We start from the raw sequence: 12,143 nt of genomic DNA, 5'->3' as shown, positions 1-12,143 counted from the left end.
CCCCTTTAAAGCGTAATACGTTGACAGCTGATGCGAAAGCATGCGCCCTGTTCTTGTTGTATATAGTTTAATTGTGCCTGATTTGCTTCGCAAAAACTATGTGATAAATACAATCCTAATCCGGTACCACTAATCGATGTGCTAAAAAAGGGTTTAAACAATAGAGCTTGGTCATGTACGGCTACGCCAGAGCCAAAATCCCGTACGTCAATCCAGACCCGATGTTCATAGGGATGCACATTCAGCTGAATATAAGCAGCATCGGCTGAATTGTGACGAATCGCATTACGAATCAGATTAATCAGGATTTGCCGGAACTGTGCTTCATCAAACTGAATCACCAAAGGGATATCAATATTAAATTGAATCTGATCGCGAATATCGGCCAAATCTTCCTGGATAAATAACGGGATAAATTCATTGAGATGAATCGGCACCGGATGGGTTTCTTTATTTTTGACCATATTTAGCGTGTCCTGAATAATTCGGTCAATCCGGGTCGCCTGTCGACCAATCATCTGCTGGAGTAGCTGTTGCTGTTCAGTTTCCGAGTCCAGATATAAATCATTGGCCTGTACAATGGCCGCCAATGGATTACGAATTTCATGAGCAATACTGGCTGATAGCTGACCCAGAGCAGCAAGTTTGAGTTGCTGCACCTGCTGATTTAATTTTTTGGCATCCTGTAACACCAGTAGCATTAGAGTCTGATGCGGCACAATCAGCTTTTGTACCTGCACATGAATATTATAGCGACTTTGCTGGGATTCAAACTGAAAGCGCTCACCATTTTCCAGGGTTTCAAAATGGATCAGTTCAAATAAATCTGGCTGTGACTGAGATAAGGTGAATTTCTCATGACCGTATTTGGACTCAATTCCCAAAAGATTACAGGCAGCGGGATTACTGAGTACCACATGGTAGTTTTCATCCAGTACCAGATAACCGGTTTCAATCTGTTCCAGAATATAGCGGTTAATATTCTGTAAGCGATGCAGTTCCAGTGATTGAGAGAAGTTCAAATTTTCTAGAATCTGAAAACGCCGCACGGCGATCTGCCCAGTGCCATAAACCACAAAAAACAAAAAGGCCAGCAGGGCGCTATTACTGATATTACTGAGTGATGAAAATGCAAAAATACTGCCGATAAAATGCTGATAAATAACGCTGATGACCGCAATAAGGGTGACAACTAAGGCCTTTTTTGCATCTAATAATAAAGATGCAGAAAAGATGGTAATCACAAACAGCAGCCCAATTTGCAGATTAGGACCGTCGCTCGCCAAAGTCAGCAAACTTAAAACGCAGACATCGCTAAAGAAAATCATAATCAGCTGCGGCTGGATCAGGCGTCTGATCCATTTCAGCACAAACAGCTGTACGGTATTGATCGCAACCCCGATTCCCAGTGCATAATAATACAGCTGCGGGTATTGATAATCGGTGGTGAGTTCGGGGTAGGTCAGCAGAAAAATCAGCAACAAACCGGTGCTGATCAGCAGACGATAAGCGCTGTACCAGATACCGAGATGGTATTGATTCAGTTCAGCATAGTTTTTTTGTTGTGCCATATGCACCGGAACTCGTTAAAAGCTAAGGTTTAATGAGTCCATAGCGCATGGCCAGATGAGTCAGTTTAACATCGCTATCGATATTCAGTTTTTCAAAAATACGGTAACGATAAGTATTCACGGTTTTAACACTCACAAAGAGCTTGTCGGCAATTTCCTGGGCGCTGATACAATTCACGACCATCATCGCGACTTGCATTTCACGTTCTGACAATGCATCAAAAGGCGATTGTTGTGTATCAGAAAGGTAAGAGCTTGCTAACTGTTCCGCAATGTCTGCACTGAAATATTTGCCGCCTTGCATGACTTTGTTAATCGCACGGACCATTTCCGAAATCGGGGCCCCTTTGGTGATATAACCTTTGGCACCGGCTTTCAATAACAGGGACGGATAAGGCTCTTCTGCTAAACCGCTAACCGCCAAAACTTTGGTTTCCGGCGCACTCTGAAGTAGACGGCGCGTGGTTTCTACGCCACCAATGCCCGGCATATTCACATCTAACAAAACTACATCAGGATGATGTTGACGAACTAGAGAGATCGCTTCTTCACCAGATTCAGCTTGTCCAATTACCTGAACCTCCGCATGGTCTTCTAGCATTCTGCAAATTCCAGTACGAACTAATTCATGGTCGTCCACAACTAAAACTGTGATCACCTACGCTCTCCCTCTGTTAAAAAAATCATTTTTTTGTTACATAAAGCAAAATAAGCTTGCAATGAAAGTACAAAATTAGCAATCCTATTCGCAAGATTAAATCTGAAACTTATCACACAGTGTCAAGAACAAAAAATGTTCGGCATTGTGTTTAAATGTAAGGCATATTAGAGGTAATACGCAAATCAATCTTACCTCTGTTAGTTGAGTGAAGGAATAGTGAAGAAAATAAACAAGTCTTTAAGGCATCTACTCGGCCTGTCCGTGTTAATCAGCATGAGCACGACAAGTTTTGCTGAAATCATTATGAATTCTGGCACGGCAGAGGGCGGTTCCAGCATTAGTTGGTCTTCTGAAGAAGTTAACCAGTTAATGAGCGATGATTTTAATGCCTCTGCCAATGAGCCTTCGCCACCCGGTTCAGCCACAGTGACTACCACTTTGCGTCAGGCCGGCACAGCAGCGCCAACAGCAGCCAAACCTGCTTATACTGCGCCACAGATTATTGATACGAATCATTTTAGTAATCAACCTTCTGTCAATGCACGGGCTGCACTGGTCATGGATGCACAAACCGGTGAAGTGCTGTTTAGCAAAAATACCAATACTGCCTATCCGATTGCATCGATTACTAAGCTGATGACAGCGGTGGTGATTTCTGATGCACGTCTGAATATGTCGGAAAAAATCACCCTGCAACAGGCTGATTTTTCCTGTTCAGGTTGTAAAAGCTCAAGCTCGACGCTAAGAGCAGGAGACAGCATGAACCGTGCTGAAGCTTTATTATTTGCTCTGATGAAGTCCGAGAACCCGGCTGCTGCCGCTTTGGCACGAACCTATCCGGGTGGTCGATCAGCATTTATTGCCAAAATGAATGCCAAAGCCAAAGAGCTGGGTATGAATTCTACCCACTTCATGGAGTCGACAGGTTTGCATCCGGGCAACGTGGCATCAGCTCGTGACTTGGGAATCTTGGTAAATACGGCCTCTCAATACGGCCTGATTCGTCAGTTCTCGACCACGCCAAGCTATGACTTTAACTTGGGTTATCGTGTATTGAAATCGAATAATACCAATGCCTTGGTACGTAATGGCGGATGGAATATCAATATTTCTAAAACCGGTTTTATTAATGAAGCAGGGCGCTGTGTGGTGATGCACACCACTCTGAATAACCGTCCTGTGGCAGTGGTACTTTTAGGTGCAAACAGCTCACAGGCGCGTACCAATGATGCGACCCGTTTAATGAGTTGGGTTAGCCAGCAACCTAAACGAATCTAATTGATTGGTTCATAAAAAAAACCCTGCACTTGCAGGGTTTTTTTAATTCTGGCCGAAATTACATATTCGACAGAATAGAGTCTTTAACTTGAGTCATGGTCGCATCAATCGACAGCATCACAGCATCAGCACATTGCTTGATAGCAGTGTCTGGATCTTTCAGACCGTTACCCGTTACGGTACATACGATCACTGAACCTTCAGCAATTTTACCCGCTTTAATGTCACGGATCGCGCCGCCGACAGACGCAGCAGACGCAGGCTCTACGAATACACCTTCATACATAGAAAGCAGACGTTGAGCTTCAAGAATCTCCGCATCAGTCAGTTCATCAAACCAGCCGTTTGAATCACGAACAACCGCTTTAGCATGATTGAAGCTTTGCGGATTGCCGATACGAATCGCAGTTGCAATAGTTTCCGGATTTTCTACTGGACCGCCACGAAGGAACGGTGCAGCACCAGAGGCTTGGTAACCTGCCATGATTGGCAAGCCAGCCGGTTTAGGACCAGTGAAAGCATCAGTTTCAGCATCGTAAACGACTTGCTCAAATTCTTCTTTCGACTGGTTAGCCACCGCTTCGGTATAACCCATCCAGTGTGCAGTGATGTTACCCGCGTTACCTACAGGCAGGCAGTGATAATCCGGTGCACGACCTAAAGCTTCAACAATTTCATAAGCAATGGTTTTTTGACCTTGCAGGCGGTACGGGTTGATTGAATTTACAATCGTCACCGGAGCCTGATCGGCAACTTCCTTAACTAGACGCATACCGTCATCGAAGTTACCGCGAATTTGCATGGTGATCGCACCATACATCATCGCTTGTGCCATTTTACCCATGGCAATTTTGCCTTCAGGGATGAGCACGAATGCTTTAATGCCGGCACGCGCAGCGTATGCAGCCGCTGCTGCAGAGGTGTTACCAGTAGATGCGCAGATGATGGCTTTAGAGCCTTCTTCAACGGCTTTGGTCACCGCCATAGTCATACCGCGGTCTTTAAATGAACCAGTCGGGTTTAAGCCCTCGTACTTCACATAAATTTCAACATCTTTACCAATAATGCGTGGAATATTCTCAAGCTTGATCAGTGGAGTATTACCTTCACCCAAAGAGATCGCACGAGTAGTTGCAGACACTGGTAAACGGTCGCGATAGCGGTCAACTAAACCAGTATAACGATTGGCATTCGACATGATGATGTTCCAATTGTGTGTAGAGCTTGGCAAGGGGAAGCCTCCCCTCAACCCGATTAATTATCAAGCGATTCTAAACGAATTCGTACAATTTCGCCATGAATGACGGGTAATGCTTGAATTTGTGAAAGCGCTGCATCCATTTTTGATTCCTTGACTGGATCAGTCAGAATCACGATAGGAATAAGGTCTTTGGATAAACGCGGTTGCTGCATGATCGCATCAATACTGATGCCGGCACGACTGAGAATCGTGGTCACATCGGCAAGCACGCCCATCTGATCTTCGGCATTAATACGGATGTAATAGCCGGTGGTCATTTGTTCGCGACTCAAGATCGGTAAATCACTGAGCGCTTCAAAAGCCAGTTGTGGAATGGTGCCTGCGCCGTCTTCTGTGTAAATGATGTCACGGACAATATCAACCACATCGGCAACAACCGCAGAAGCCGTTGGTCCCGCACCCGCACCCGCACCATAGTACAGTGTTGGGCCGACCGCATTGGCTTGTACCAGAACCGCATTTTTCACACCATTCACATTGGCAATCAGCTGGTCATCTGGAATCAGGGTCGGGTGTACACGGAGTTCAATCCCGGCATCGGTACGGCGTGCAATACCCAAGTGTTTAATCCGGAAACCGAGGTCTTCTGCATATTTCACATCTTGTGCAGTGACTTTGCCAATGCCTTCAGTAAAGACTTTGTCAAACTGTAGTGGAATACCAAAGGCACATGAGGCCAGAATCGTTAGCTTGTGAGCTGCATCAATTCCTTCCACATCAAAGGTCGGATCGGCTTCGGCATAACCGAGTTCTTGAGCTTCTTTTAGCACATCTTCAAAAGCGCGGCCTTTTTCACGCATTTCACTAAGAATGAAGTTACCCGTGCCGTTAATAATACCGGCCAGCCATTCAATCTTGTTGGCTGCCAGACCTTCACGAATCACTTTAATAATCGGAATGCCACCAGCCACTGCGGCTTCATAGGCAATCTGTACGGCATTGTCTTCAGCCGCTTTAAACAGTTCGTTGCCGTGTTCAGCCAAGAGTGCTTTGTTGGCCGTTACAATATGTTTGCCATGTTTCATGGCTTCCATAATAATTTCAAAAGCAGGATGAATCCCGCCCATCACTTCTACCACGACGTCTACATCAGGTTGACGTACGATGTCCATCAAGTCGGCACTCTGTTTGACCGATTCTGGCAGATCCAGATCAGGACGTGGACGACGGGTGCCTACATGGGTAATTTCAATTTCACGACCGGTGCGACGTTTGATCTCAGCAGCATTTTCTTTTAATAGTTTCAAGGCACCACCACCTACAGTACCAAGACCGAGGATTGCCAGACGAACTGGTTTCACGTCACACTCCAAATTAAACAGTTTTTTACGAGAGCCTAGATCATAGCTAAAAAACCCGCCTGACTCTAGGGTCATTTCAGAATATCTTTATCTATAAAATAAAGTTAAATAACTTATTAAAATGAGTTATTTAAGCCGATTCAATAATTCCGATGTAGACAGGTAACCGCCCAGATAAGTACCTGCTGAATTATAAATGGCAGGGGTACCATTCACACCCATATTCAGACCCATTTGATATTGATCTTGAACAGGATTTTCACACTTCTCTGCACTAATCTGTGCGCCTGAAATCGCCTGGTCAAAGGCACTACGGCGGTCAGCACTGCACCAGATCGCTTCCATGGCCGGCATATGCTGTTCACCACGCGGCCAGGCGATATAACGCACTTCAATGCCTTTGGCATTCATCTCATCCATTTGCTCATGGAATTTATGGCAATACGGACAGCTGACATCGGTAAACACATAGACCACATGCTTGGCTTTGCCTTTGGCTGGATAGACCAGCAAGTCGGCTGGCTTGAGTTCAGCAAAGAGTTTATTGTTGATGCCTGCCTGCAGGTTTTCGCTGACATTGTGTAGCTGTTTGTCGCCGAGACGGATCACATCGCCCTGAATCAGGTATTTACCGTCACTGGTGACATAGACCGCAGACATGCCTTCCAGACTCACCCAGTACAGGTTTGGAACTTCAGTGGCTTTAATGTCGGTAATTTTGGCACTGATGCCAGCAGTTTTGAAATGCTTTTCCAACGTAGACGCCAGACGCTGTTCTGCATTACGTTCGGTTAGGGTAGAGGCTTCGCCCGTCGCCGGTGCGCTTGCAGTCAACTCTTGCTTTTTATCGTTGTTAGTGGAATTGGAACACGCAGTCAGACCCAAACCAGCAGCAAGTGTGCAAGCCATAAAAATTTTTGAGCGGGCAAATGTCATAAAAAACCCTTTTCTTCTTGGATTAAAAACAGAGCATTAGCATAACAAAAAAAAATACCCACACGTCAAACTTCTCAGTTTATTCCATCCGGATATGTTTTAAGCTCGTGGATGATGGGTCGCGTGTAGCTGTTGCATCCGTACTTGTGCTACATGGGTATAAATCTGGGTGGTAGACAGATCACTATGCCCGAGCAGCATCTGTACCACGCGTAAGTCTGCGCCATGATTGAGTAAATGCGTCGCAAAGGCATGGCGCAAGGTATGCGGTGACAGTTCGGACTGGATTCCGGCCTGCAGCGCATAACGCTTAATGGCATACCAGAAATTCTGCCGGCTCATGATACCGCCATGCTGGGTCAGAAACAGATAATCGGTCGAAGTCCTATACAGTTGCGGACGGGCTTCATTCAGATATTTTCCCACCCATTCACAGGCCATTTTTCCCATCGGAACCAGGCGTTCTTTATTACCTTTACCCACAATACGTAAATAGCCCTGTTTTAAGTTGATCAGTTCCAGCCGCAAGTTAATCAGTTCGGTCACCCGGAGTCCGCAGGCATACAGCACTTCAAACATGGCGCGATCGCGCAGCCCTAAGGCCGTGTTGATATCGGGAGCATGAATCAAGGCCTCAACATCAGCTTCAGACAAATCTTTAGGTAAGGCCCGACCCAGTTTTGGGGTTTTATGTGCAGCCACCGGATTGTCACTACGCAGTTTTTGCTCGCGTAAAAATTTATAAAATGAACGCAAGGCAGACAGGCAGCGGGCAATCGAACGTGGGCTTTTTTGCTGTTTGGTCAGCGCAATCAGTACATCGGAAATATCATCATGATTCCATTCCGGCAGAGGCTTGCTCACGCATTCTGCACATTGCACCAGATCGGACAAATAGGCATTGCGGGTATGCGGGCTGACCGTTTGTGCAATCAGATAATCACGAAAACCCTGTAAATAACTGAACGCATCAGGAATCTGGACAGGGGCAGGAATACGGGGTTTTTTATTCAGCATAGGGTGAAAGGATCTGATCTGAAAAAGCGATAATCGGGATTGGTATTCTCCACTGTAGTGTAATTTTATGACAGTGTCGATGTGGTATAAGGCTAAATCGAAATGTAATTAATCTTATTTGTTAATTATTCTCATTTGTTTGTATACTGTACAAAATAGTTTAGGAATTTCACGGTGCGTTTGTCTGATTTAAAAGCAAAACAAATTGCCATCATTCGAAAAGTGAGTCGAACAACTGATGGTGAAAGTGCTCTACACGATGTCGTCGCGAGTCGTTTGGAAACTTTAGGCTTTGTACCGGGTACAAAGGTACAGGTCATTACTAAAGGTATTTTTGGTGGAGATCCCATTTTGATTCAAGTTGGATTCACACGTTTTGCTTTGCGTAAATCAGAAGCAGCCAAAATTGAAATTGAACAGGCGGTGTCGGCATGAGTGATACATTACGTATTGCCCTTGTCGGTAACCCTAACTGCGGTAAAACTTCATTATTCAACCATTTAACCGGAACTCGCCAAAAAGTCGGTAACTATGCGGGTGTGACGGTTGAACGTAAAGTCGGTACGTTTCAGCTTGCTTCAGGCAAAGCGGTACGGGTACTGGATTTGCCGGGGACTTATAGTCTGGATGCCACCAGTCCGGATGAAGAAATTACCCGCAACGTCGTACAAGGTAAAATTGCGGAAGAGCAGGAGCAGGATGCATTTTTGTGTGTGGTAGATGCCACCAATCTGAAATTGCATTTGGGTCTGGTGCTGGAAATGATTGCGCTGGGTCGTCCAGTGCTGGTCGTGCTGAACATGATGGATGAAGCACGCCGTCGTGGCATGCAGATCAATACCCAGAAGCTGTCTGAGCGACTGGGCGTACCTGTGGTAGAAACGGTGGCTGTGCGCAGTTCAGGCATTGAAAACCTGAAAAATGCGCTAGATCAAGGCAAGTATTCTGTACCACAGACCGAACTCAGTGGCCTGAAAGGTTATAGTCACCAGCGTGTGGAAAATATTCTGAATGACGTCGTCAATTTCGTCGATCAGGAAGATAAACGTACCGATTTTCTTGACAAGATTTTTCTGCATCCGGTATTGGGCTTAATTAGTCTGGCCGTGATGATGTTCGTGATTTTCCAGGCGGTATTTGCCTGGGCTGCGCCATTTATGGATGGGATTGAAACCTTCTTCGGCTGGCTGGGTGAGTTCCTCGGCGAATATATTTCGCATCCCTTACTGAATAGCCTGGTGGTGGACGGGATTATTGCCGGTGCCGGTGGCGTGGTGGTGTTCCTGCCACAAATTCTGATTCTGTTCTTCTTTATTCTGGTACTGGAAGAATCGGGTTATTTACCGCGTGCTGCTTTTCTATTAGATAAGCTGATGTTTAAAGCAGGCTTGTCAGGACGTGCCTTTATTCCGTTATTGTCCAGCTTTGCCTGTGCCATTCCCGGAATTATGGCTTCGCGTACCATTAGTGATCCACGAGATCGTTTAACCACGATTTTCGTTGCCCCCTTAATGACCTGTTCGGCGCGTTTGCCAGTTTATGCCTTGCTAATTGCGGCATTTGTACCCGCACAAACTGTCTGGGGCTTCCTGAATCTGCAAGGTCTGGTACTTTTCGGTCTGTATATGGCAGGCATCGTAAGTGCTTTGGTAGTGTCTTTTGTGTTGAAATTCTTCCATAAAGATAAATCACAGCACATGCTGCTGATGGAACTGCCAAGCTACCGTTTTCCAGACCTAAAAAACGTCTGGATCGGCTTGCTGGATCGCGGCAAAATCTTCTTGAAACGTGTCGGTGGCATCATCTTCGCCTTATCGATTGTACTGTGGTTCTTGTGTACTTTCCCACAGCCACCAGAAGGGGCAACCTTGCCGGCCATTGATTATTCATTGGCAGGGATGCTCGGTCATCTGATGCAGCCGATCTTTGCACCGCTCGGTTTTAACTGGCAGATCTGTATTGCCCTGATTCCGGCGATGGCAGCGCGTGAAGTGGTCGTTGCAGCACTGGGTACAGTCTATGCGATGTCGGCTGTTGATGAAGATGCGATGTCTGAAGGTCTAGCTGCGCTAATTAGCGGTGGAGGTGATCTGGGCTGGTCAGTTGCGACAGGTTTGTCTTTGCTGGTGTGGTTTATTTATGCACCACATTGTCTGGCGACTCTGGCAACGGTTAAACGTGAAACAGGTTCCTGGAAAACTGTCAGTATCATGACGGTTTACCTGTTTGGTCTGGCATATTTCATGTCATTCCTGACTTATCAAATTGCTTCATATTATTTGGGCTAAATCTTAGATTGGCCTTGGCCAATTGAGTTTGCTGCATTGTATATGTATGGGAGATTGAGATGATTGAAATTCTAATTGTGGCAGCACTGGTGCTTTGGAGCATGCTGGTCGTATTCAAAAAGGTGTTTCCGAACACCTCTAACTCAGTCTTCCAGAAGCTGTCTGATGCCTGTGCAGCCAAGGGCTGGAAGCGTCTGGCCAAATGGCTGCAACCGGGTATGGCTGCAGGCTGTGGTGGCAACTGTGCCTGTCCGGTTTCAGAAAAAAGTGTAGAAGAAAAGCCAGCCCAACAAGCGGTGAAATGGAAATAATTTCCTTTTCTGGCTGAATTTTAAAAACCGTCATGATCATGACGGTTTTTTTACGCATGGACACAAAAAAATGTGCAGAAAAGCCAATCAGAAAAGGCATTCAAAACAGCAAAGTGCTACCATTTCGTCAGTTTCAAAATAGACCAAAATATGGGGCGAAAATGTTAATACAACGTGGTGGGTTAAAAGTCGTTGCAGGACTCGGAATATCAGGTGTTGCAGCAGTCAATTTCTTGCATAGTCAGGGCTACCGCGTTGCAGTAACAGATTCTAGAGCTAACCCGCCCGGACATGACCAGATACCCGCTGAGGTTCAGACCAGTTTTGGTCAGTTTGATGCCGAGCTGTTGCTGTCTGCAGAAGAAATCGTGATCAGCCCGGGGCTTGATCCTAAACTTCCTGAAATTCAGGCAGCGATTAACAAGGGTATTCCGGTGGTCAGTGAAATCCAGATTTTACGCCGTGCTACGGATAAGCCTATTGTGGCGATTACCGGTTCTAATGCCAAAAGTACCGTGACTACCTTGATTGGTTTAATGGCAGCAGATGCAGGTAAAAAAGTCGCTGTCGGTGGTAACTTAGGCCGTCCTGCGCTAGACCTGACTAAAGACGATCCTGAGCTGTATATACTTGAGCTGTCCAGTTTTCAGCTGGAAACCACCTCAAATCTGGCGGCTGAAGTCGCGGTGGTGTTGAACATGAGTGAAGATCATCTGGATCGTCATGGCGATATGATGGGTTATCACACGGCGAAACACCGGATTTTCCAGGGTGTGAAAAAAGTCGTCTATAACCGTGATGACTCTTTGACCCGTCCGTTGGTACCAGACGTAACACCGATGCAAAGTTTCGGACTGAATGCACCGGATATGAACCAGTACGGTATTCTCAAGGATACCGATGGCAGTATTTGGCTGGCGCGTGGTCGTGAGCGTCTGCTGAAAAGTACCGAGATGTATATGCAGGGCACGCATAATGTTGCCAATGCCTTGGCCTGTCTGGCGCTGGGAGAAGCAATTGGTCTGCCACTAGAAAGCATGCTGAATACTTTAAAAACGTTTAAAGGTCTGGAACATCGCTGTGAATTCGTCAAGGAAGTACAGGGCGTACGCTATTATAACGACTCCAAAGGTACCAATATCGGCGCAACCTTGGCAGCACTGGATGGTCTAGGGATGGCGATTGAAGCCCAGGGCGGTAAGGTCGCGATTATTCTTGGTGGACAAGGTAAGGGTCAGGATTTTAAGGCCTTACGTGAATCATTAAGCAAATATGCCAAAGTAGCGGTATTAATCGGTGAAGATCGTCCCGTCATTGAAGCAGCGATTGCGGGCACGACTGAACTGATCCATGCGGACAGCCTGCAGCAGGCGGTAGAAATCTGCCAAAAGCACACCCAGGCACATGATGTCGTGCTATTGTCTCCTGCATGCGCAAGTTTTGATATGTTCTCGGGTTATCCTGAGCGTGGTCGTAAGTTTGTTGCGTATGTGAATGAACTCAATTAAGAATAACAAGG

11 protein-coding genes are annotated in these 12,143 nt (G+C 46.1%); 5 read left to right on the top strand and 6 right to left on the bottom strand.

Annotated features, from left to right (window positions below):
• Positions 1-5: 5 nt before the first annotated feature.
• Positions 6-1,571, bottom strand: coding sequence for a sensor histidine kinase (locus ACP7BU_RS06015; protein ID WP_425879320.1), 1,566 nt, complete (start codon positions 1,569-1,571; stop codon positions 6-8).
• A 22-nt stretch (positions 1,572-1,593) separates the two neighbouring features.
• Positions 1,594-2,229, bottom strand: coding sequence for a response regulator transcription factor GacA (gacA, locus tag ACP7BU_RS06010; protein WP_004281059.1), 636 nt, complete (start codon positions 2,227-2,229; stop codon positions 1,594-1,596).
• A gap of 219 nt (positions 2,230-2,448) precedes the next feature.
• On the opposite strand from gacA, the gene ACP7BU_RS06005 reads away from it, so the two are divergent.
• Entirely contained in the window at positions 2,449-3,510 is a 1,062-nt protein-coding gene (locus ACP7BU_RS06005; RefSeq protein WP_180037293.1) for a serine hydrolase, read from the top strand.
• A gap of 58 nt (positions 3,511-3,568) precedes the next feature.
• Here the strand turns inward: ACP7BU_RS06005 and thrC are convergent, their stop codons facing one another.
• The 4 genes from thrC to xerD all read right to left on the bottom strand — a co-directional run bounded on the left by thrC (position 3,569) and on the right by xerD (position 8,025).
• The gene (gene thrC / locus ACP7BU_RS06000) at positions 3,569-4,708 is read right to left on the bottom strand and encodes a threonine synthase (protein ID WP_425879322.1); all 1,140 of its coding nucleotides are present in this window, start codon (positions 4,706-4,708) and stop codon (positions 3,569-3,571) included.
• Positions 4,709-4,764: 56 nt separating this feature from the next.
• The gene (locus tag ACP7BU_RS05995) at positions 4,765-6,072 is read right to left on the bottom strand and encodes a homoserine dehydrogenase (RefSeq protein ID WP_034438395.1); all 1,308 of its coding nucleotides are present in this window, start codon (positions 6,070-6,072) and stop codon (positions 4,765-4,767) included.
• Between the two features lie 126 nt (positions 6,073-6,198).
• A complete protein-coding gene (locus tag ACP7BU_RS05990) occupies positions 6,199-7,008 on the bottom strand; it encodes a DsbC family protein (protein ID WP_005101478.1) in 810 nt (269 codons plus the stop codon).
• Positions 7,009-7,107: 99 nt separating this feature from the next.
• Positions 7,108-8,025, bottom strand: a complete 918-nt coding sequence (gene xerD, locus ACP7BU_RS05985; protein WP_425879325.1) for a site-specific tyrosine recombinase XerD — start codon at positions 8,023-8,025, stop codon at positions 7,108-7,110.
• A gap of 174 nt (positions 8,026-8,199) precedes the next feature.
• On the opposite strand from xerD, the gene ACP7BU_RS05980 reads away from it, so the two are divergent.
• The 4 genes from ACP7BU_RS05980 (at position 8,200) to murD (ending at position 12,132) form a co-directional block, all read left to right on the top strand.
• Positions 8,200-8,460 (top strand): FeoA family protein, encoded by a 261-nt coding sequence (locus tag ACP7BU_RS05980; RefSeq protein WP_004281065.1) that lies wholly within the window; start codon positions 8,200-8,202, stop codon positions 8,458-8,460.
• On the top strand, positions 8,457-10,313 hold the full coding sequence (gene feoB / locus ACP7BU_RS05975; RefSeq protein WP_425879327.1) for a ferrous iron transporter B: 1,857 nt from the start codon (positions 8,457-8,459) through the stop codon (positions 10,311-10,313). The genes ACP7BU_RS05980 and feoB overlap by 4 nt, the downstream gene beginning before the upstream one ends.
• 59 nt (positions 10,314-10,372) lie before the next feature.
• Complete coding sequence (locus ACP7BU_RS05970; RefSeq protein WP_425879329.1) at positions 10,373-10,624, top strand: DUF6587 family protein; 252 nt, start codon at positions 10,373-10,375, stop codon at positions 10,622-10,624.
• 161 nt (positions 10,625-10,785) lie between these two features.
• Positions 10,786-12,132 (top strand): UDP-N-acetylmuramoyl-L-alanine--D-glutamate ligase, encoded by a 1,347-nt coding sequence (gene murD, locus ACP7BU_RS05965; protein WP_247143100.1) that lies wholly within the window; start codon positions 10,786-10,788, stop codon positions 12,130-12,132.
• Positions 12,133-12,143 lie beyond the last annotated feature (11 nt).

Source organism: Acinetobacter sp. 40AMC3-4, assembly GCF_049898185.1.
In the GTDB taxonomy this organism is placed as follows: Bacteria; Pseudomonadota; Gammaproteobacteria; order Pseudomonadales; family Moraxellaceae; genus Acinetobacter.
Note: the sequence above shows the minus strand (reverse complement) of the source record. Positions and strands in the feature narration are given on the sequence as shown.